General features: G+C 55.0%; 13 protein-coding genes. 10 read left to right on the forward strand and 3 right to left on the reverse strand.

Annotated features, from left to right (window positions below):
* Positions 1–255 precede the first annotated feature (255 nt).
* The 4 genes from ABEA92_RS00675 (at position 256) to ABEA92_RS00690 (ending at position 4,696) form a co-directional block, all read left to right on the forward strand.
* Positions 256–1,056 (forward strand): VTC domain-containing protein, encoded by an 801-nt coding sequence (locus ABEA92_RS00675; RefSeq protein WP_345681780.1) that lies wholly within the window; start codon positions 256–258, stop codon positions 1,054–1,056.
* Positions 1,041–1,721 carry a DUF4956 domain-containing protein gene (locus tag ABEA92_RS00680; protein ID WP_345681782.1) on the forward strand — a complete coding sequence of 227 codons (681 nt, stop codon included), beginning with the start codon at positions 1,041–1,043 and terminating at the stop codon, positions 1,719–1,721. Before ABEA92_RS00675 ends, ABEA92_RS00680 begins: the two co-directional genes overlap by 16 nt.
* 29 nt (positions 1,722–1,750) lie before the next feature.
* Complete coding sequence (locus ABEA92_RS00685; protein WP_345681784.1) at positions 1,751–3,682, forward strand: CotH kinase family protein; 1,932 nt, start codon at positions 1,751–1,753, stop codon at positions 3,680–3,682.
* A 147-nt stretch (positions 3,683–3,829) separates the two neighbouring features.
* Positions 3,830–4,696, forward strand: coding sequence for an alpha/beta hydrolase (locus ABEA92_RS00690; protein WP_345681787.1), 867 nt, complete (start codon positions 3,830–3,832; stop codon positions 4,694–4,696).
* Positions 4,697–5,223: 527 nt separating this feature from the next.
* Here ABEA92_RS00690 and prpC read toward each other — a convergent pair.
* Complete coding sequence (gene prpC, locus ABEA92_RS00695; RefSeq protein ID WP_345681789.1) at positions 5,224–6,345, reverse strand: bifunctional 2-methylcitrate synthase/citrate synthase; 1,122 nt, start codon at positions 6,343–6,345, stop codon at positions 5,224–5,226.
* Positions 6,346–7,292: 947 nt separating this feature from the next.
* Between prpC and ABEA92_RS00700 the strand changes: the two genes are divergently transcribed.
* The 6 genes from ABEA92_RS00700 (at position 7,293) to ABEA92_RS00725 (ending at position 17,868) form a co-directional block, all read left to right on the forward strand.
* Entirely contained in the window at positions 7,293–8,117 is an 825-nt protein-coding gene (locus tag ABEA92_RS00700) for a response regulator (RefSeq protein ID WP_345681791.1), read from the forward strand.
* 205 nt (positions 8,118–8,322) lie between these two features.
* Positions 8,323–12,381 carry a PAS domain S-box protein gene (locus ABEA92_RS00705; RefSeq protein WP_345681793.1) on the forward strand — a complete coding sequence of 1,353 codons (4,059 nt, stop codon included), beginning with the start codon at positions 8,323–8,325 and terminating at the stop codon, positions 12,379–12,381.
* Between the two features lie 326 nt (positions 12,382–12,707).
* Entirely contained in the window at positions 12,708–13,667 is a 960-nt protein-coding gene (locus tag ABEA92_RS00710; RefSeq protein WP_345681795.1) for a hypothetical protein, read from the forward strand.
* Between the two features lie 504 nt (positions 13,668–14,171).
* Entirely contained in the window at positions 14,172–14,654 is a 483-nt protein-coding gene (locus ABEA92_RS00715) for a GNAT family N-acetyltransferase (protein WP_345681797.1), read from the forward strand.
* Between the two features lie 214 nt (positions 14,655–14,868).
* Entirely contained in the window at positions 14,869–15,402 is a 534-nt protein-coding gene (locus ABEA92_RS00720) for a shikimate kinase (protein WP_345681800.1), read from the forward strand.
* A gap of 273 nt (positions 15,403–15,675) precedes the next feature.
* Positions 15,676–17,868, forward strand: a complete 2,193-nt coding sequence (locus ABEA92_RS00725) for a transglutaminase-like domain-containing protein (RefSeq protein ID WP_345681802.1) — start codon at positions 15,676–15,678, stop codon at positions 17,866–17,868.
* 128 nt (positions 17,869–17,996) lie between these two features.
* Here ABEA92_RS00725 and ABEA92_RS00730 read toward each other — a convergent pair whose 3' ends face one another.
* Entirely contained in the window at positions 17,997–18,905 is a 909-nt protein-coding gene (locus ABEA92_RS00730; RefSeq protein ID WP_345681805.1) for a hypothetical protein, read from the reverse strand.
* Positions 18,905–22,705, reverse strand: coding sequence for a secretin N-terminal domain-containing protein (locus ABEA92_RS00735; protein WP_345681807.1), 3,801 nt, complete (start codon positions 22,703–22,705; stop codon positions 18,905–18,907). Before ABEA92_RS00735 ends, ABEA92_RS00730 begins: the two co-directional genes overlap by 1 nt.
* Positions 22,706–22,804: the final 99 nt, after the last annotated feature.

Raw genomic sequence — 22,804 nt, forward strand, 5'->3', positions numbered from 1 at the left:
AAACGTGCTCGGCAGCGGTGTTTTCTTGCTCGCTGTGTCTATTCTGTCGTGCGTTTTGGGGGGCGACAATCGGCTTCCTCGTGGTCCACTTTCTTCAAAAGGGGCTCATCGAGTCGAGACGGACCGATTTTCGTTGAAAAAAATTGGCCCAGGGGGGGGATGTTTTGACGCATGTCTAGATGCCACCGGATTGGACGGCGGAAACGACGCCGCCCAGCAAGTCCGATGAGCACGTTACCCCCAAAGAGACAGAAAGTGAAATTCCTTCCCCGTTACGAGTGCACCTTTGTCCTGGATGACATCGCGGCGACGGCCTTGATCGAATCGGCTTCCCGCCGGATGGATCCTCCGGCTTCCAACGACGTCAGCGACCTGTTTTATGACACCGAAAATTGGCATCGTCCGGCCAAAACCAAAGCCATCGACAAAACGATTTACCGGGTGCGCCGTATCGACCATGCTTGGGACGTGTTCCTCGAGCAACAACGGCGTGAAAAACAGACGAGCAAACTGCGCCGCAGCATCGTCCCGTCGAGCGAACTAAAACGGCTTGAGATGGACGAAGTGGACAAGACATGGGAAGCCGCTTGGTTTCATAAAAACATCCTCAAACATGGGCTGCGGCGAAGCTTGAAAGTCCGATTCGACCGTCTCGCATTTGATGCGGATTCGATCGAGGGACCGCTTCGTTTGACCATCGACCAAAATATCCGCTGCCAAGTGTTTTCCGACTTGGTCAATCCCAACCAAAACCCATCCACCCCAATTCCAATGCATTTGGTGCGGATGAAGTATTTTGTTTCGCTTCCTGCAATTTTTAAATCACTGATCTATGAATTTGCGCTGCTGCCCAACCCGACGTCGATGTATCGGGAGTGTGTTTTGTGTTGCCCAGTGGATCAATGTGCGGCGATGTGCCGTTCGCTACATTCCACCGAACACAAAGTCGCCGAACCCAAAGTTACCGCCCCAAAAGTCACCAAAACGCAATTAACCGCACCGCAATTGACCGAAACCGCATCTACAGTTGAGGTGGCGACATGCCAATTTGGTTAACCGAAGCGGTGGGCACCCCGTCCGAAAGCACAGCCCTGCAGATGACCTTTCGTTTGGTGATCGCGTTTTTGTGTGGTTGCACGATCGCAGCAATCTATCGTTGGGTACGACCGAGCGAGAAGATCATGCCGACGTTCCCAGCCACGCTGGTGTTGTTGGCGATTCTGTGTGCGATGTTGCCGTTGGTGATTGGCCAAAATGTTGCATGGGCATTTGGATTGGTTGGCGCCTTGTCGATCGTTCGCTTTCGCACGGTGGTCGAAGACACCCACGATATCACCTTTGTCATCTTTGCCGTGTTGGTAGGGATGGCGGTTGGTGCAGACCAATTGATCGTCGCCATCGTCGGCATGGCCGTGACCGGCATCGCGGCATTCTTGGTGCGACCGCGACACGACAGTACAACGGCAAGCGGATTTGCCGGAGACGCTCGATTGTCCATCCGACTTGGAATCGGACGCGATCCCGATTTGATGCTGGGCGACATTTTTGACCGTTTACTTTCCAAGGTGGAATTGACGTCTGGGGAAACCAGCAAACAAGGCGCGTCGCTCGATCTGAACTATCGCGTCCGATTGAAACCCGATGCCAAACCCACCGACCTGATCAACCAATTGAACCTAATCGACGGCGTCCAAAGCGTTGAACTTCGTCAAAGCCGCTAATCCACTTCAAAGTCCAGGAAAACATTTCAATGAAACGACTACGTGTCCCTGTTTGTCTCGTGACGTGCACCGTAATGGTGCTGGGCGTGATCGCATACGCTCAACCCCCAGGTTCGTTTGAATTTGGCGGTGGAGGACCGGGTGGTCCAGGCGGCTTCGGAGGCCCAGGCGGTTTCGGAGGTCCGGGGATGCGAGGCCCCGGCGGCATGAATCGTGAAGAACGCAAGCTGCTCGAGCAGTTTGATCAAGACAAAAATGGATGGCTTGACCGATCCGAGCGAGCGGTGGCACGTAAAAGCATCAAACAGGAAAACGCGTCGGCCGCAAACCGACCGGCCCCCGATGGGGAACCACGTGCTGCGGGGCGCCGTCCCGGTGGACCTGACGCCGGTGGACCTGACGCCGACGGAGCGATCGAAGGTGGACGCCGGGGAATGCGTGGACCTGGGGGAATGCGTGGCCGCGGCCCCGCCACCGAACCTGGAACCCCGGGACCGAAGGTTTCGCCGGCGGACGTTGCCAACTACCCTGACAAACCGCTTTACGACACCGAGGTCTTGCGTACGGTATTCCTGGAATTTGAAAATGACGACTGGGAACTGGAACTCGAAGATTTTCATGGAACCGACGTCGATGTCGCTGCTCAGATGCAAATCGACGGAAAAGTCTACCCCAATGTCGGCGTTCATTTTCGCGGCATGTCGTCCTACGGACATGTGTCTCGCGGCAGCAAACGCCCCTTGAACATTTCGCTTGACATGGCGGATGACGAGCAGCGGATCGATGGATACAAGACATTGAACCTGCTGAATTGTCATGGCGATCCGTCGATGATGAGTTCGGTGGTCTACTCGCATATTGCTCGGCAATACATCCCCACGCCCAAAGCCAACTTTGTCCACGTCGTCATTAACGGCGAAAGCTGGGGGTTGTATGTCAGCGTGCAACAGTTTGACAAAATCTTCCTCGAGGAAAATTTCGGAGCGTCCAAGGGCACACGCTGGAAGGTCAGCGGAAACCCGGGTGCGGATGGCGGCCTGCGTTACCTTGGCACGGATCTCGACGAATACAAAGCCCGCTACGAGATGAAATCCAACGATGGCAAGAAGGCGTGGATGTCGCTCATCGAACTATGCCGAACGCTGAATGAAACTCCGCCGGATCAATTGGAATCCGCGTTGGATCCGATCCTCGATATCGATGGTGCGTTGAAGTTCTTGGCGTTGGACGTTGCCTTGGTCAACGGCGATGGCTACTGGACGCGTGCGAGCGACTACAGCATTTTTCTTGATGCAGACGGAAAGTTCCACCTCGTGCCACACGATATGAACGAAGCCTTCGCATTGTCGGCGCACGGTGGGGGCCCTGGAGGCCGAGGACCTGGTGGATTTGGTGGACCTGGTGGCCCCGGTGGATTTGATGGTCCAGGTGGGTTTGGCGGTCCCGGTGCCCCTGGTGACGCCGGTCCCCGTGAGCCCGGTCCTCGTGAGCCCGGTCCTCGTGAGCCCGGTCCTCGTGACTTTGGTGCCAGAGAACCTGGCGGCCAGGAACGCGGCGCCCGAGATTTCGAGGGGCGTGGCCGTCAAGGACGTCGAGGTCCCGGTGGCGGTGGTCCGGGCCACGGTGGGGTCGACTTGGATCCGCTGGTGGGGCTCGACAGCGAACGGATGCCGCTGCGTAGTCGATTGTTGGCCGTGCCCGAACTACGTGAGCGTTACATGCAATACATCGCAGAGATAGCTAACGAGTCGCTCGATTGGTCGACGCTCGGTCCAGTGGTCACCGGTTATCGCGACTTGATCGCCCCGGTCGTGAAAGCGGACACACGCAAACTCGATTCGACCGAAGCGTTTCTCACCGCGACGCGATCTGGTGACGGTTCGCACGAAGGAGCAACCGAGCCGATGTCGCTGCAAAAATTCGCGACCGAGCGAAGCAAGTTCTTGAAGTCAAAGCTGTAGCGCGATCTCGCGGCGTTGTTTTCGGGGGAAAAGTCGATGGAGGTCTCGCGTCGTTCTTGATGGCGGCGCGAGACACGCCACAATTGACTACACTCATTGCGAAAGTTTTCTTGCTTCCCCCCTTCCCCAACGCCTCCGAGTATCACCATGAAAGCGTTCTCGTGCATTTGTACCCTCGTATTTCTTTGCTTTTCGCTCCCTTCGGCCCAGGCACTTGAAACCAAAGGGTTCTCGCCTGACAAGCGACTTGTCTACAAGTCGGTGGGGGACACCAAGCTAAAATTGCACGTCTTTGAACCCGCTGATCACAAGGCCACCGATTCACGCCCCGTGGCGGTCTTCTTTTTCGGCGGTGGCTGGGTGGGCGGCAGTCCAAGCCAATTTTATCCGCATTGCGAGTACCTAGCCTCACGTGGAATCGTGGCAATCGCCGCGGAATATCGCGTCAAAAGCAAACACAACACGACTCCCAAAGAATGTGTCAAAGACGGCAAGTCCGCGATCCGCTGGGTTCGCTCGCACGCCAGCGAGTTGGGGATTGATCCGAACAAGGTGATTGCTGGTGGTGGATCCGCCGGAGGCCATGTCGCCGCTGCTACTGCAACCACCGAGGCGTTCAACGAAGCAGGCGAAGATACCAGCGTTAGCTGCGTCCCCAACGCGTTGGTGTTGTTCAATCCCGTATTTGACAACGGCCCCGTCGGCGGTTGGTCGCACAGTAAAGTCAAAGAATATTGGCAAGACATTTCACCGGCGCACAACATCAGCGCGACGACGCCACCGACGATTGTGTTGCTCGGCACCAAAGACAAACTGATTCCTGTCGAGACGGCCGAGCGATACAAAAAGAACATGGAAGCGAACGGTCGCCGCTGTGACTTGCATTTGTACGAAGATCAAGAACATGGATTCTTTAATTTCAATAAGCCTGAAAACTACCAAGCGACGGTCAAAGCGATGGATCGATTCTTGGCCTCGCTGGGATACCTACAAGGCGAACCGACATTGAAGTAAAGCGGTAGCAAAGGCTGCAAAGTAGCACAGGCTGCTAGCCTGTGAAGCAGCGATCGCGTTTCCGCTACTCATCTACATCGCAGGCTTTCGCTCAAAGCCCCAACGAAATTCTTGACGGCTTGTTGATTGAATGAAGTTTCCTGCGGCAAGGGGGTATGATGGACTTTCTAGTCCGTCAATGGCGCATTCGACGGACTAGGAAGTCCATCGTACGACTAAAACAACAAGTCGTTGACGAGGTGCGTTACGAGGATGCCGGACGAAACTCTTGACGGCTTGTTGATTTAATGAAGTTTCCTGCGGCAAGGGGTGTATGATGGACTTTCCAGTCCGTCAATGGCGCATTCGACGGACTAGGAAGTCCATCGTACGACTAAAACAACAGGCCGTTGACGAGGTGCGTTACGAGGATGCCGGACGAAACTCTTGACGAGTTCCGCTACAGGGGGTGATGAGGATTGCTTTTGCGACGTGAGAACTAACTTGTGCGGATGACACAGTGGAAGCCAACGCCAAGTTGTTCGCAGTCATGCTCGTTCGTTGATCGGGACGAACACTCTCGGGCCGGGGCCGTGGTATTCGGCGGCTGGGCGAATCAAACGATTGTTACTGCGTTGCTCGAACACGTGAGCGGACCAACCTGCGGTTCGCGCAAACACAAATAACGGCGTAAACATTGTTGTCGGAATGCCAAGGCAATGAAAAACGGTAGCCGCATAAAAATCGAGGTTCGGAAAGAGTCCTTTCTCACGCCGCATCACCGCTTCGATTCGCTCGGAAATCTCGTATAGCGGCAGCAGTGCGGTTTCGTCACAAAGTGTGTGCGACCAACGCTTGATCACGTCCGAACGAGGATCGACGGTTTTGTAAACGCGATGACCAAAGCCCATAATCTTTTGTTTCGCAGCAAGTTGGTCGAGCACGCCCTGTTCTGCGGCGTCGGCATTGACATAGGTTTCAATCAATTCCATCGACGCTTCGTTGGCTCCACCATGCAGCGGGCCTCGTAATGTTCCAATGCCAGTCCCGATCGCGGAATACAGATCGGACATCGTCGATGCCGTGATCCGCGCTGCAAACGTGGACGCGTTGAATTCGTGTTCGGCATACAAGATCAACGACACATCGAGCGCACGACGCAGATGTTCGGCAGCCGGATGACCATGCAACAAATGAAGAAAATGGCCCGCGATACTGTCGTCATCCGTCTCCACTTCAATTCGTTGGCCCCCGTGATGAAAGTGATGCCAATAACACAACATCGATGGAAACGAACTCAGAAGCCGCATCGCAATCTCAGTCTGTTGCTCCGGCGATTCCTCCGGTTCCAAACATCCCAACACAGAACAACCAGTACGCAATACATCCATCGGATGTGAAGTCCGAGGCAAAATCTCGAGAACCTGTTTCAACCGATCAGGCAACGAACGACGAAGACGCAATTCTTCAGAAAAGGACACCAATTGCTCGTAAATGGGTAATTCACCGTGAAGCAATAGCCAAGCGACTTCCTCAAAGGACGCGTGCTCGGACAGATCTTCGATCGAATAACCCCGGTACGTCAGCCCGAATCCTTTTTTGCCGACCGTGCTGAGCGCCGTTTGGCCGGCCACGACGCCCGCCAATCCAGCTTCGGATGTAGTAATCATGACTGAACCTCGCGAAGGAACCCACGATTCAATGTGCCGCCACATCCTTTATCGTATGCCCTCGGCATCGCTGCGGGCCAGCAAATCCGGACACAATTCCCTAATCGCTCCGATTTTGCGGCCTCTTGGCCGCCATCAAAAGCCGGACGATCAGGTTCTGCGAATCCGCAAAAAACCGATTGGGAATCGGGCGGATCCGGATATTGTTCAGAAATTCCCCCCCGAAAGTGAGCCACCGGATAATTGTGTCCTATCTTTGTAGGACTGCCGTGGGAAAACCCTATCTCCAACCAAACAGCGAAACTTTTCTATCCCTTCGAGTGTTAAATACGTGTGTGTTTAAGTCCGGGGCTAGACGATGACGTCGGTGATGGACGTCGGTGATGGGCATGGCGGAATTTGGCATCGCCGCTTGCGCCGCATGGGTCTCCCTGCAATGCTTGGCTCGATTTCAAGCTCGCTTTCCCAAATGCAACCAATTGTATTGGTAATTAAAGCGACGGCGCTTCAAGCGAAAAAACTCGAGGAAAACGCAGCATTGTGTAGACAAACGCTTGCTCACGCGGGCGAACCGGGCTAATGCAATTTAGACAATTATTCATCGAGCCTTGTCAAACAAGCAGACGATGATGGGATTACAGAGGGCGATGTCAGCAAACGCACAGTCGAATTGAACTTTTGTATAGCTTCACTAGTCCCGCCGGGTGGCGTCTAATGGGGGCCTGTGACGGAAAACGCAGGTGGCAAACGCTCGCGTTTGAGCTAAAAGATTCCGCTGTGACCTCTGGCAACGCCTCGATCGCTCGGTCCATCGCAAAAACAGTCTCGCAACGCTGCTGACAAAACAAATTTAATTTAGACGTTCAGAAATTGAGCACGAATCGGATATCGCATTCATGACGGAACGGATCCAGCATGAAGTCACCTGTAGTAGGAAAAGGCAAGACATGTCATCGGCAGTAAACCAACCTCATTCTGTGCGAATTTTGCTGGTCGAGGACAATGACATCAACCAAATGCTCGCGCTTGAGGTGTTAGGGCGACAGGGATGGGAATGCGATACCGCGTTGAACGGCGTGGAAGCAATCACGAGACTCAAAGCACAGCCGTACGATTTGATCTTGATGGATTGCCAGATGCCGATCATGGACGGATTCACGGCGTCCCGAGAAATCCGGCTGATGGAATCCAGAGGCGAGCTCGAGGGAGAGTCAATCATCGTCGCGGTCACGGCCAATGCACTCAAGGGAGATCGCCAGCGTTGTCTTGACGCCGGAATGGACGACTATCTGGCAAAACCCTTCAGTCCCCCGCAACTGCGCGAGATTGTGGCGAAATGGTTGGCAAAAGCGAATTTGTCCGACGCTGATTCGCAATCCGATGCTCCGCAGGACGAAATTCCATCGGGATCACCGCCGATCTGCAAACAAGAGTTCCTGAATCGTTGCATGGGCGATGTCACCTTCGCCGAACTGTTGCTTCAGTCCTTTGAACAAGACAGCGTCGCAAGGCTGGAGCAAATCGTGTCCCAGGTGCAGACCGGCGACACCGCTGCGATCGGTGAAACCGCCCACTCACTAAAAGGGATCGCTGGGATCCTTGCCGCACACGAATTACAAGCGATTGCGTTTGAAATCGAATCCGCAGGAAAAGCGGGGGAATTGGATCAGATCCACACACTTGTCGATGATTTGCGGACCGAGGTGAACCGCTGTCTCGCATACGTCCCGATTTTGAAGCAGCAGAGCCAAACCGAGGTTGCGGCGTCGTAGAAAATCAGCGAATTCATGCGTTGCGTCCAATCCGGTCGTGGTAGGAAAGCTCGGGCAAATCGATTAGAATTTATCGAGATGCACTGAACTGTCGTGACCGCACCGCGTGGCAAACGAATACGCTTCGGATATTTGGCGAATAAACAAGACAACGATTGTCGCTTCAGGACGTTCCCTCTTTATGCCGATCCTGCACAGTCGATCGATGAAATGGTATCTACCATTGGTGCTGTTTTTCGCGGGAGTGATCTGCACCAATTACCTGCATCATCAGATGCGAAACCTCGATCAAAACGCCATCCGAACGGGATTTCAACGGGCGGCACAAGAGCGCGTCGCGGTATTTGAATCCGAATTCGCTCGCCCGATCGATCTGATTCGCGCGGTCCACGCGCTTTACAGCAGTTCCCAAAGTGTCAATCAAAGTGAATTTCTGCGTTTCGTCGACCAGATGGAACCGGCACGCGTCGGTTTCGATGCCATCACTTGGGTCGAACATGTCGATGCCCCGCAGCGATCGGCCTATGAGCAAGGTGAGTCTGGACAGGACGAGACTGAGCAAGATGGGACTAAGCAGGACGAATTTGAGCAGGGCGGGTCTGATTCCGAACCAGCCCGACGCATTGTCCAGCGTGGCGAGGACGGGCAATTGCAGCCCGCGTCGCAGCGTCAAACGTACTTTCCGGTCACCTACAAATATCCCGAAAACAACCCGCGAGTCGAGCTGGGCGAAGATCTAAATTTCGTCCCTGCGTTGCGGGATACGTTTGCAATCGCGATGGCGTCCAAGCACGTCACGGCATCCCCAGCGCTTTCAAGCGACGACCCTGCGGAACGGTTTCAGGTGATGTTGGTGTCGCCGGTTTATCACCAAGGCGACCGAACGTCCGAAATAAAATCGTCGCCAAAGTTGAAAGGGTTTGTGGTTGGACGATTGCGTCTGGATCAAGTACTCGAAAATGCGCTCGAGCCATTAGCCCCGGCGGGAATCGAAGTCAAACTGTTTGAAAACACGGCGCCGCGTGACACACGCCCGGCCTATTTACACAAATCAAGGCTGGCCCAAACACCTTCCGCCGAATCCGCATCGGCGGAATGGGAGGCGGGGAATCGACCGGCACCTCCTTATTACGAGGGTTTTATCCAACAAGCCGGGCGGACCTGGACACTTCACTGCACGGCAAACGCCGACTATATCGACATACGCCGCGCTTCGACCCCACGTACGACGTTATTCCTCGGACTGCTGACGTCCGTCTTCTTGAGTGTGTTTGCAGCCTATGTGTTTCGCAAAACCGAAATGGTCGAGCGACTGGTCGACCGGCGCACGGCTGATTTAAATCAAGCCAAGCAGAAAGTCGAAGAGCAATTGGCGAAGCAAGATGCACTTGAGAAAGAGCTGCACGTCAGTCGCGAACAGTTCAACGTGCTGATGCTCGGATGCAACGACGGCATTTTCGAGTGGGATCTGGAAACGAACCAAGTATTCTTTTCGCCACGATTTCTGGAGATGTTGGGCTACCAACGCCATGACATTGGCGACGACGCTGACGCGGCGCTCGAGTTGTTACATCCCAATGAACGACAAACCGTCGCCGAGAGACTCGATCAATACATTCGCGGAGAAATCGACAAATTTGAAATCGAATGTCGAATCCGACACAAAGACGGGCATTATGTGCATGTGCTCTCTCGCGCCTTTACCGTTTGCCGCGACGGTGATAGTCGTCCGTATCGGCTGGTTGGCAGCCACGTCGATTTAACGCAGTGGAAGAAACACGAAATTGAGCTGAACCAATTCAAAACAACGCTGGACCAAACGCACGATTCGGTGTTCATGCTCAACCCCGAAACTCGTCGGTTTTACTACGTCAATCACGGTGCCACGAAACTACTGGGCTATTCGGCCGAAGAGCTGTACCAACTAGGACCACGGGACATTGATGTAGGAATGTCGGCAGATGATTTGCAGCGGATGATCATCAGTTTGCAGTCGGGGGAAACCACCATGCAGCGTGCCGAGACGGTGGTTCGGCGAAAGGACGGACGCGATGTCCCGGTCGATCTGTTTGTGCAATACATAGCGCCGGACGATGAACCGCCACGGTTCGTCACCGTGGTGCGAGATATATCCGAGCGAAAACGAAACGAAGCAGTCCTGGCCGAACGCAATCGTTTGGCGATGTTGACGGCCGACGTCGGAGTCGCATTGTCGCGTGCCGATTTGCTGCACACCGGTTTGCAAACGTGTTGCCAAGCGATCGTCGACCGACTGCAGGTATCCTTTGCGCGGATTTGGACGATCGATCCTGGACAAACAGTGTTGGAACTACAAGCCAGCGCAGGGTTATACACGCATCGTGACGGAGATCACTCACAAATTCCTGTAGGCCAAGGCTGCGTCGGCGGCTTGGCGGAACGCGGCCGACCTTTCTTAACCAACGAATTGCAAAGCGATCCTGAACTCGAGGATCTGCAATGGGCACAAACGCATCACCTCGTTGCGTTTGCCGGATATCCATTGATCGTGGGTGAGCACGTGGTCGGCGTGATGGCATTGTTTAGTGAGCATCCTCTAAAAATTGACACGCTCGAATCACTTTCGTCGATCGCCGACACCGTCGGGGTCTTTGTGGACCGCAAACGGGCTGAGGACGAATTGCAACAATCTCATCAATTGATCTCGAAACTTTCGTTAGTCGCCAGCAAAACGCAACACTCCGTGTTCATCATGGATGCGAACTGTAACATCGAGTGGGTCAATGAAGCATTTACGCAAATGACTCAATACGAAGCGTCCGAGGTGGTGGGACGAAAACCTGAGGATTTTTTGATCGGCGAACATACCGATCTCGATACGGTGCGTGCGATCGATGAAAAGATCCAAAAGCGAGAAAGTGTCGCCGTTGAAGTCTTTGTCTATAAAAAATCACGTGATGGGATCTGGATCGACTTGAAGATCGATCCGGTCTTTGACGAATCCGGTGTATTGTGCAACTTCATCGTTACCCAAATTGACATCACCCAGCGTCGCGAGAACCAACAGGCTTTGATGGCTGCAAAAGTCGAAGCCGAGCGGGCGAGTACTGCGAAGAGCGAATTTTTGGCAAGCATGAGCCATGAATTGCGTACTCCGCTGAATGGTGTGATCGGGATGACCGAATTGTTAGCCGATTCGCCACTGGATGACCGACAACGTCGCTTCGTTAGTGCTTGCCAAAGCAGTGGCAAGGCGTTGTTGGAATTGATCAGCGATGTGCTGGATTTCTCTAAGATCGAAGCGGGGTGCATGGAGCTTGAGCATCACTCGTTTGACCTGCATCAATTGCTTGACGACGTCGTGCTCAGTATGCCTCCGCGATTGGGCGACAAAAAACTCGAACTTCACCACACGGTCGATGACGCCGTTTCGTCACGAGTGGTCGGAGACAGTCATCGACTACGGCAGGTGTTGGTGAATCTGTTGAGCAACGCGATCAAGTTTACCGAACAAGGCGAAATCAACCTGCGGGCCGAACGTCAAAAGCAATCCACCCACGACACCACCATCCTGTTTTCGATCACCGATACAGGCATCGGCATCCCCGAGAGCCGGCTCGATCGATTGTTCCAATCGTTTTCTCAAGTCGACAGTTCCGTCAATCGCAAGTACGGTGGATCGGGACTGGGGCTTTCGATTTGCAAAGCCATCGTCGAGAAGATGGGCGGAGAAATTGGTGTCGAAAGTCGCGAGGGTGTGGGATCACGATTTTGGTTTACTGCCAAATTCCCACTTTGCGAAGCGGGCGTTTCGCCCACACCGGACGCCAAACCCGTGGCACCAAAACCGGCGATGCAAAAGCGGACATCGGGACCTCGCATCTTGTTGGCCGAAGACAACAAGATCAACCAACTCTTCACGCGTGAAATGCTGCTACGATTTGGTTGGAATTGCGACGTCGTCGAAAACGGCCTTGAAGTGCTCGAGGCGTTAGAGCAGCGGCCCTACGACATTGTGTTAATGGATTGCCAAATGCCTACGATGGACGGATTTGTTACGACGCAACGAATCCGCGAAAAGGAGACCGAAAGCGGAACGGACGCGGGAATTGTGATCGTGGCACTGACCGCGAATGCCATTCAAGGCGACCGAGAACGTTGTCTGGCGGCCGGGATGGATGACTACCTCGCAAAACCCTTCGATCCTACTCAACTGAAATCGACGATGGACAAATGTGTTGCCGAACTCACCCGCCGCTCGGTTTGTGAACACGCCGGTAAGTAACGTCCACACGCAGCCGCCAGCAAATGCGATTTGTACCACGTGATCTCGACATTATCTGAAGCTCACCCACGTAGCACAGCTCGCAACGCTGGCGAGAAGGAATTTCCGGTACATTACGACCTGTAGCATCCGCAGCGTAGCGTGCTGGTCTGGGGCGAGTGGTGCTATTCGCGATGACAGTTCAGATCAGCGGCGGTTTCGATCTCACTCGGATTTGTCACGATGCCCAGGCGGTGTTGCCATTCGATTCGGAACACGCACCCCAAGCAGTAAACGCGATAACGCCGCTCTTTCGGATAGGAAACGCCACGTTGAACGAGCCCGCCATGACAGACAAGCCACGAATGCCAATCAGGACGCTAACGGTTGGGCGTCGACCCGGGCTGTTCCTGCTGGTCGGTTTGTGTAGCATCGGCTTCTTCGTCGCCGACGTGGCAACGGCAACCTGCCTCAGAGAGCCAATTCCTGGGATGCTGGTGCTGGGGATCGTGACAGCGCAGTTGACAGTCATCTGCGTGTGGGGAACCCTGGTTCGAGGCACGTTTTGGATACGGCTTCCCTGGACGTTGCTGCTGCTGGTCGTTTCCTGGTGCGGCCTCGCGTGGGGGATCACGCTTGAAAAAGGAAATACCAATCCCGACGCGTTGCTTGGCACGGCGGTAACATGGATGTTCGGATTCATCACGAGCTTTGTGCCATTGAAGATCGCCGCACTCTGTTTTCGCTGGCAGATCATCCACGATACGGATGCCAGTCCGAACGCAGGACGAAATTTCAACTACGCGATTCGTGACATCATGATCGGAACGTTGCTGTTGGCGATGACCATGGGGATTGGCCGCGGCATGCTGACGGGCGAAGACATTAATTTCACGCGGGCTCTGTATGCGAGTGGGCTGCATGAACCCGAACTTTTGTTCGTGATTTCGCTCTATGGGGTTGTCAGCTTGCTCGTAAAGCTGCCCTGTATTTGGATCTCGCTGGGCGAGAAAGCCGAGAAAATCCCATCAAGAATTGTCGTCTGGGTGGTCTACTGTTTTCTATTAACGATTTTCGAGATCGGAATGCTGGTTACCGTGCTTGGAAATCCCGGAAGCGATTCCGGAGTGATTTTCACGGGGATGATACTGAGTCATCAATTGATGGGCGCAATAATGTTGGCCGTATGCTGCACGCTGCGTGGATTGGGCTACCGGCTGGAGCGGTCTCGAAGCCCGCAAACGGACTTGCAAACGGAACTTCGATCCGATTCCACTGCCGTCGCTGCTCACCCCGAATCCGTTTGACGTCGACAACGCTTTCTGCGGATGACGCCGGAGCCCCTGAAACCCGCGTCCTCTGCTTAACGCCCGAGAAACCATGTTCCAAACGTCTGCCGCAGGGTGGGCACTCATTGCAATAGAGGTCCGCGTTGAGTCCCTTTTCGTCGTCGTCATGTTAACGTTTCTCGTCATTGCACTCGGGTGGTGTTCAGATTCATCTGATTGTTCGAGCAATGAGCCGTAATTGCGTGACCCTTGGCGTCCTCCGCTGCATGGCGATACAAACGATCACGTCGAAATGCCAACGGAGATCACTTTGTCGTGAATTTGCGAACACCGCAACAACAATTCGCTAGCTGGATCCGTGCGACGACGGTATGGTAGGCATGATTGAGTTCGATATTGCGATCCGCAATTGTTCCGCGTTCCACCGCTTGCATCTGTGCGGCGTCATCGAATGCAACCGCCAAGGACAGTCTTCTGTTGCGACCGGAGCAATCCGGGTCGCTCTCCGTACTGAAACAAGTCATGTTTAACGTCGACCGCCCCAAGATTATCGTCCGCACCGAGCGTGACGCAACGTCGGACGCGTCACAACAAACTCGCGTTTGGCTTCGCGATCACAACTGGAGGACGAATCATGACTTCATGAAAGCGTTGTCATCGCTCGAGCGTGACTCTACCCCCTTATGTCTGGCTGCGTTTCTTGAGGACACGCAGGTCGGTGGGCTGATTGCGACGACGCACCTTCGTTGGCTTAAGATCTCGATCATGTCCGTTCACCCCGAATCGCAGCGGATCGGCATCGGTTCTCGTTTGCTGCAGACGGCCGAGTCGATTGCGCGGGCACGCGGATGTTGCTACGCGTACGTTGACGCAATGGCAAACCAATCGCCGGATTTCTATCCATCATGTGGTTACACAACCGCCGGGATCATTCCGGATTGGGATTCCCACGGGCACGCAAAATACATCTACTACAAAAAGCTGCCTGATCCTGGATCGGCGTGAACACGGTTGTCGAACCCCATCGAGGGCCGAACCAATCGGCTGCGACTAGATCGTTCGCGCTGGTGTACGAAAATTCGATGACGTTGTAGGATGTTGAAAATTGATTGTCCGATGGATGTAGCCCAGCAGCGTTCCCATTGATCCTCCGCGTTAGGATCACACGGCGAACCGCGGCGATCTTTGATCTTTCATTCCTACGGTGACCGAGACGTTGTTGACAACCCATCTGTATTTGACTGGCTATCGAGGCACGGGGAAAACGTCCGTGGCGACACGGTTGGCTGACTCGCTCGGTTGTGCGGTCGTGGATCTGGACGTACGCATCCAAAGTCACGCGGGCTGCAGTATCCGCGAAATCTTTGCCAATGGCGGCGAACAAGCTTTCCGAGACATCGAATCCGAGATATTGGACGTCGTCGCAACGGAATCGCCATCCGTCGTGGCACTTGGCGGCGGAGCGATTTTGCGAAAATCCAATCGTGAAAAGATCCGAAGCAGCGGCCACTGCATTTGGTTGGTCGCAAACGCAGAGACGCTCGCAGCGCGAATCGCTGCAGACGAGGGGACCGCCGCCAACCGGCCCGCGCTTACCCCATTGAGCCAGCTGGACGAGATCCGCGAACTGCTGACCACCCGTCATCCGTTTTACGATGAGGTGGCCAATGCCCAGATCAACACGGAGGGTAAATCGCTCGAGCAGGTCAGCGAGGAAGCGATCGCCCTTTGCCGCCAAAATAATTGGTGCTAATACGACGGGCGGCAGAGCCCCCACAAACGTGAATTTACTGTAGAATACGCTACGTTCGCGGTTGCTGGGCGACGTGGTTGGAAGTCCTCGTCGTAGTCCGCCTCGCTTGCATAGTGGAATGGTTAGTTCAACCGTTTTAGGGGGGCATTACGAGGTCCGTAAAAACGCCGTCGGCAATTACTGCGAACGCCCTAGCAGGGACTTGTCGATCGACCATCCCCTGTGAATCGCCTCCGCTTTACGTTGCTCGTCGCCCAAGGAGTCTAGCACCTCATGTTTTCGCGTCATCAGTGGACGATTGTCGTATTGTTTTTGACGCTGGGCGTTTTTGTGGCGAACACGTTCAATAGCTGGACGACGCTGATCGTAATCACGGTCGTTGCATCGGCGGCGGCGTGGATCCAGCGTTGGTTGGAACACCACTACCGCGCCGCGGATGGCTCGCTAAAGCGGTCGTGGTGGCGATCACGTCCTTTCGCTCTCTTCACTGGACTTCTTTGTTTGACGACGGTTTTTGTCGCTCACATGTTGCCCTACATGACAATGAAATCGGTCAATCCGTTCGGGATGGGGGCCGATTTGTTGTCGCATACCGCGTTGGCATGGATCGCATTTCTGTGGGTGATGCGTCGAGCTGACGGCCATGGTTTGATGTTAGTGTTGGGGTTGATCGTCGTTTTGATGAGCGTGGCGGCCGGGGGTGTTACCAAGAGTAACGCGGGACAGACCACGATCGGATTTTGTGTTTGTCTCGGTTACGCGATTGCATCGCAAAACATTTTAGGTCGCGGGGCATTTTGGAAGACATCATCGTCGTCGCGATCGACGTCAACAACACGCCCGTGGAACACCCCCGCCCTGAAAACGGGGCCCGCAGGAAATCGCAATCGCACCGCCATTGCGCTGTCAGCATTGACGCTAACCGCGATCGTGATTGTCACCGGCGCGATTGCCCAGGCGACGAGCGCGACGCTGCCACAGGTACAATCGAAAATTCAATCAACGCTAAAAAACACCCTTGATACCACGTTTAACAACATGGCGGTTTCAGGAACCCGCTATGTCTATGGATCTACGATTGGATCGATACGCAATAACAAGGTAGCCAGCCCCGACGAAGTCGCCTTGTGTGTTTTCTCGAGCAATTCACCTGGATACTTGCGAGGCACGGCATTCGATTACTACGAGAACCGGCATTGGCACATCGCCACCCCGCACGTCATTGACGAATATGCCTACCAAACCTCGCTGATGAACCACAGCGTGGAATCATCCGGGCCGGGGACCACGGCCCTAAAAAGCAGCCGCATGGCAAATCTGCAACGATTTTATTTAACGAGCGACGCCAACGAAGACTCAAGCACTGAACCGGTGCAAACGATCGAAGTGCGAAACATCCCCTTCAAAGGCACCACCGTCTTCATGCCGCTTGGCAGCCGTTGGATGGAAGCCAAAAGTGGCAGCTTGGTCGTAAACCATCACGGATTGGTCGATCATGGCGTGGATGTGCGACACCCTTACATCATCGCGACCGCGTCGCAGCCACCCAAAGACGAATTGGATCTGGTTCGATTGCAAATGCTGACGCATATCCCGAGGCGATTGCGTGGCGTTCTAAAGCCGCTGGCGTACGAAATTTGTGGCGATGAAACGGACGTACGGAAAAAGGCCGACCGCGTGGTTCAGTTCTTTGTGAACAATTTCGACTACTCACTCAGCCCAACCATTCCTCCGAATCGCGTCGATCCGTTGCTCTATTTTTTCGAGACGCGGCATGCAGCGCATTGCGAGTACTTTGCATCAGGCACGGTCGCGTTGTTGCGAGCCCAGGGGATTCCGGCACGGTATGTGACGGGATATGTCGTGGATGAATTGGAACCGGACAAAGCGTTTTGGCTCGCCCGCAACCGCGATGCGCACGCTTGGGCGGAAGCCTACGATGCGAAAACGCAAACGTGGTTCCCTGTCGAATCCACGCCCGGGCATCGTTATTCGACGCTGAATGTCGATCCAACTCAAAACCAATCGTCCTCACCGACTTGGTCACCCCAACTGACGGACACAACAATCGCGGACTCGGTTTTGTCTTCGATCAATGCGTTCATCGTAGCAATTCGGGCGAACAATCCACTGTTGGCAATTTTCCGCATCGTGCAAGGCCCGATGTTTCTGATCCTATCCGTGATTGTGTGGCGACGATCACGCCGTGTCCAACTGAACTTGATCGATCCAATGGATCGTATCAGCCACAAAATGCTCCGCAAAATGGATCGACGCTTGAAACGATTGTCGATGATTCGTCACACGCATGAAACGATGCACCAATTTGCCGATCGCATCGAATCAATCGAGCCGACCGCGAGCAAGCGAAGTCGCGAGTGGATCGAAACGACCGCCAATTGGTACCGCGAGTTCGCTCAGGCACGTTACCAAGGCAAACCTCCGGGCCCAGTACCTAAGTTCTAGCGGGACCGCGAACTTGGACGTAATCCGCTAACAAAGCCCAGGCGGATGGACAACCAGCATTTCAATAAAAAAACGCGGCGGACCGCTTGGTCCGCCGCGTTTTCGATTCTTGCGAAGTCGATGTCGCCTTAGCGTTGGAACGAGCTTGCGGGCATCGTTGCACTTGCTGGCAGTACGCCTTCTTCGGCGGACTTGTCTGCCATCTTGATCTCAGCCGAAGGCGTTGACGCTTTGTCGGCCAACAACGAATTTCGGAACATTTGCAGTGGTGCTTCGCCTTGTTGCGCCGCAGCACGTGAGGAACGTCGCTTGATGGTTGTGGTCGTCAAACCCGAAGTTCGCGTGTTGATCGATGCGGCGGCGTCGCGGTACTCTTGGTACTGAGCCGACAACTTTCGCTCTGCTTTCGCAATCTTCACCTCGGCGGACTCCTTCCCTGGCAGCATCACGGTGGCGGGAACGCCTTGAACCGTATGCCCCTCATCGGTGCGGAACGATGCCACCAGCGAGATTCGACGAGCTTCACCACCGACCGCATCCCAAGGCACCCAAATGCTATAGGAAGCACCAAGGTCGCATTGGCTAAAGTGACGCGTAAACTGCTCAGGCGTAAACTCGAACCGCTTTGTCGCTTTGTCGCTGGTTTCGGCGTTTTCGTCGAAACCGTGGATCACGAGCGTTCCCTCGACGGGCACGGCGTGCGATTTTTCATTGTAAAAGAAGATTCGTCCGCCGAAGCCCCGCGTGGGGGTTCGATTGGTTTGCACCAAGGTGTCCGGAGTCCACGTCACCGCCATTTTCACCGGGTTCGGGTACGGCTCGGGGACTTCATCCTTCTTTTTGGCCCAAGGCATTTTATCGGCGAGCGATCCGCCGGGCTTGGTAACGCGTTTCCCATCGGGGCCGACGGTGATACAGCCGACGGTCGAGCAAAGGATTGCCACCGCTAGCGATTTGACCGCCATGTTACCGATAAAACGGCGAAGGGATCGCCGACGGGTGACGCCGGCACTCGATACGTTCTCGAAATGGGTCATTATCGAATCCATGTTTGCGGGGAAATACTGGGAACCGTTTGCACCGGCTGGGTCGCGGTGGGAACTTGCGAAGGATTGGGATCGACCACGCCTAGTCGCTGAGGACGGTCGCTTGATGCGGCGGCATAGTCAATCGTTTTTCCGGCGTTTGCCGTTTGCATCCAACTGACTTGGTTCGCACCGGACTCATTTACCGCTTGCGAGTAGGGGTTCATCGCGGGACCACTGATCGGCGGACGACTGTTACCCATTTGACGGGGCCCATCCATGTTCGGCGGTGATTGCCACTGAACCTCTCCTTCGTTGCCGCTGCGAGTCAACGGTTGTGCCGGCCGAGGTCGCATCGCTCCTTGAGCAGCCGCACCACCGGAGCCATCTTGCGGTGGCACTGGGTTGCTGCGAGTTTGCGGAATGGCTCGCGGCATCGCATGCTCTGGCACGGTCGACGACTCGTAAATCACCGGCGAATCCTGTTGCGACGCTCCCGCGTCAATCATGGTCGGTTGATCCGAAATGATCACCGAGGACTCATTGACCGCACCAGGCGGACAATACGTTTCGCCGTTGAGCAGCTCGCCTTGATGGAACTGGTCCACGGTGGGCTGCAAGTCCGGATAGATCGTGCCGCCTGTCGCTGGTCCCCACAATCCATAACCGCCGCTCAATCCCACGTCGCCGTGCATTTCAACCACATCGGCCAAACACCAACTCATGCGGCTCGACTCGGTTGCCTTGACGTAGTCCAAGTCCTCTTCGCCAGTCACCAACATTGGGGTCATGATCACCAACATCTCCGAGCGACGCTCGAATTCTTGGTCATACTTGAAGAAGTAGCCCAACAAAGGGATGTCAGCAAGATAAGGAACGCGGCGGCTAAAGTTGCTACGTGTTTTCTGGATCAATCCGCCGAAAATCACGGTTTGGCCACTGTAGGCTGCGACAGTCGATTGCGCGGTCGTCACCAAGATATCCTGGATCAACACCGAGCCGTCGCCCGTAGGAACTTGGGTTCCGTTGGATGCGTCACGGTCCGACCGTGTGGCATCGATGTCCATGATGATCAAACCATCCGCACCTACGCGAGGACGAACTTGCATGATCAAACCAACCTGCAATGGTTCCGTGACAACCTGGTTGCCGGAAATCCCATTTTGGATCACTCCGGTCACTTGCGCGATCGTACGGCCGACCTGGACAAGGGCTTCGGTGTTGTCCATCGTCATGACTTGCGGACGGCTAAGGATCTGCAGTCGACGTGCGTCTTGCAACGTTCGCAACAACAGGCTGACCGACTCGCTTGCCGCACTCAGGACGAAACCACCGTAGTTAAGATTGCCATTGGTGGTCCCCACGCCGAAGCTGGTCAAGCCACGTCCGGCCAAGCTCTCTTTACCGAACGAGGCGAGGTTTGGCGTGCCGTTGCCGTTATAGTTGAATCCAGGTGTTGACGCAGGGAATGCATCCGATGCGATGCCTCGGTCAAACATCAACGAGTCTTGCAGACCAATTTCGCCACCGACTTCGAAGATGTCGTCAAGGCTCACTTCGGCAAGCAGCACTTTGATCAGTACCATTGGCGGCCGCCGGTCAAGCTTGTCGATCAACCCGCGGACGTCCTCATACAGCCGCGGTGAAACACTCAGCAGCAGGCTGTTGGTGATCGGCTCGGATACGACGATGAGATCGCGATCGGGCAGGTCATACGGGCTAAGTCCGCCCTGTTGAAACTGCTGGATCGTGTTCACTCCGGTCGTCCTTTGTTGGACGTATTGTTGGATCGCGGCTGCGACCGTATCGCTGGCCTGGTGACGCAGCCAAATGACTTCGGTGATGCGTTCGGCGAACCCTGCACCGTCCAGACGCAGCAAAATGCTCTCGACGACCTCGAGGTCTTCGGCCGAACCGCTAGCGATGATGCTGTTGGTCCGCAGGTCAGTACTAAATCGCAATGGCACGAGCGAACTATCGCCACCAGCGGTCGTGGTCGGCAATCCACCGAGGTTGCCCGCACCGATGCTGGTTCCACTGGACGCAGCATCGTCGCCGAACAGCTGTGTCAACGCCGTGGTCAACTGCACCGCGTCACCATTTTCGATCGTGAACACTTTGACGAGCGAGTCGATGCCGGGTGCTTTATCAAGCTGGCGAATCAACTCGCCAATCAGTGGCATGCTGGCCGCCGGAGCGCGAACGACAATCGAGTTGGCTCCAGGATCCGCCGTGATCACGGCACCGGCTAGGATGCCCGAATCAAAGATTTGATCTCCGTCGCCGTCGACGGCAACGATCGACAACGAGGTCGACGGCGTGGTCACACCGGTGTCGCCTCCGGCTTCGCTTTCACCATTGATCGCTGATTGGATGACCGGAGCCAAATCTTCAGCGACTGCATTGCTCAGTGGGAAGATCTTGATCTCGCTTTGAGCCGAGACTTGTTGCACGTCCAAGTCATTGATCAACCGCGTGACCTCTTCCATGTCTCGCGGTGCCCCGCTGACGATCAACGAATTGGTGCGATAATCGGCCAACACGCGGACCCGCGGTCCAACGCCGGGACGCAGATCGTCGCCCACACCGGGTCGATCGACAAAGAAGTTGCGAATGGTTTCTTCGGCGTCCGATGCTGAAGCGTGTTGCAGACGAAAGATCCGCAATCGGCTTGAATCATCGACGGGAATGTCGACTTTGGCGATCAAATCACGTACACCATTGATCGCTTCGGCGCGACCGATCAGCAGCAACGCATTGGGCGAATCAAGTGCGGTGATGCTAACCTCGCCTTGTCGTGCGGAGAGCACATCATCGTACAATTGCTTCAGCAGCGTCGCGACCGCATTGCTATCGGCATGCCGTAGATTGACCACCTCGATGTCGGGGCGCGTCAGATCGCTTTGCTTTTCGATTTCCTTGATGACTTCCATCACTCGTTCGACGTCGCGTTTGGCTCCGCGAATGATGATCGTGCCGAGTTCGGGGACAAATTGAATTTGGGTATCTCCGATGACGCCCGATCCGCCTTGATCATCGGAGTCAGCGTCGCCGTTTGCCGTTGCCGGCCCCGCGTCCGGTGCGGGCGTTGCTGGGGCAGCGTCCTGTTGAAAGACCGCGTTTTGGAAAGCGTTTTCGGCGGTGATGGGCTTGACGCGGCGAGCATCCAATTCGCCTAGCAGACGGATGGCCCGCTGAATCGGAGCCGGCTCGGCGTTTTCGAGCCGCATCAACTCGGTCACCTTGGACTGATCGAACGACGGAACGTCCAACGTGTTGATGACTTTCTGCCACCCTTTTTGGTTTTGTTGGGCAGCCATCACGGTCACTAGGTTGCGACGACGATCAACCTCGACCGTGGTGCCCTGTAGCGGAGCCGCGCTGAGCTGAAACGACGCACGTTCGCCGTTACGGGTCGTCGTGATCGGCAGCGGAAGCCCGGCGAGTCGCTTCAGATCGTCTTCGAACTCGCGCCAAGTCACATTCTTGAGCTGCACGTGAACGGGCCCTGTCGCTGAAGCTTGCAACACCGCTTCGGAGTTCATTAGCGACTGAACATCCTCGGCAATCTTGCGTTGAGCCGATTCGGGGGCCATGACCACCAATTGGTTGTTCTTCGCATCGGGCGAAATTTGCACACCCGGAACATCACGATAGATCAAGCTGAGCTTGGTCGCGATCGAGCGAGATTGGGCTGCGGGAACCGAAAGTTTACGAAGTGCGGGACCTGATGCATCTTGCGCGAATGCAAAATTGGTACACGGCACCAATGTCATTCCAAGAGTCAGGGTGCTGAGGATCCATCGCCGCATTTGCGACCACCTTTATTGTTTGTCGAGAGACGTACTCCATGAACAGACCTACGTGCGCTCTAGCCCGTTCAATAGGAATCATCGGATCAACCGGAACAA

The sequence above is a fragment of the Novipirellula caenicola genome, from assembly GCF_039545035.1.
Classification (GTDB): domain Bacteria; phylum Planctomycetota; class Planctomycetia; order Pirellulales; family Pirellulaceae; genus Novipirellula; species Novipirellula caenicola.

Bases quoted from the DNA above. Each gene is read 5' to 3' on its own strand.
- ABEA92_RS00725 (WP_345681802.1), top strand. From the start codon at position 15,676: ATGTTTTCGCGTCATCAGTGGACGATTGTCGTATTGTTTTTGACGCTG.
- ABEA92_RS00685 (WP_345681784.1), top strand. From the start codon at position 1,751: ATGAAACGACTACGTGTCCCTGTTTGTCTCGTGACGTGCACCGTAATG.
- ABEA92_RS00700 (WP_345681791.1), top strand. From the start codon at position 7,293: ATGTCATCGGCAGTAAACCAACCTCATTCTGTGCGAATTTTGCTGGTC.
- ABEA92_RS00680 (WP_345681782.1), top strand. From the start codon at position 1,041: ATGCCAATTTGGTTAACCGAAGCGGTGGGCACCCCGTCCGAAAGCACA.
- ABEA92_RS00730 (WP_345681805.1), bottom strand. From the start codon at position 18,905: ATGACCCATTTCGAGAACGTATCGAGTGCCGGCGTCACCCGTCGGCGA.
- ABEA92_RS00735 (WP_345681807.1), bottom strand. From the start codon at position 22,705: ATGCGGCGATGGATCCTCAGCACCCTGACTCTTGGAATGACATTGGTG.
- ABEA92_RS00715 (WP_345681797.1), top strand. From the start codon at position 14,172: ATGTTTAACGTCGACCGCCCCAAGATTATCGTCCGCACCGAGCGTGAC.
- prpC (WP_345681789.1), bottom strand. From the start codon at position 6,345: ATGATTACTACATCCGAAGCTGGATTGGCGGGCGTCGTGGCCGGCCAA.
- ABEA92_RS00690 (WP_345681787.1), top strand. From the start codon at position 3,830: ATGAAAGCGTTCTCGTGCATTTGTACCCTCGTATTTCTTTGCTTTTCG.
- ABEA92_RS00705 (WP_345681793.1), top strand. From the start codon at position 8,323: ATGAAATGGTATCTACCATTGGTGCTGTTTTTCGCGGGAGTGATCTGC.
- ABEA92_RS00710 (WP_345681795.1), top strand. From the start codon at position 12,708: ATGACAGACAAGCCACGAATGCCAATCAGGACGCTAACGGTTGGGCGT.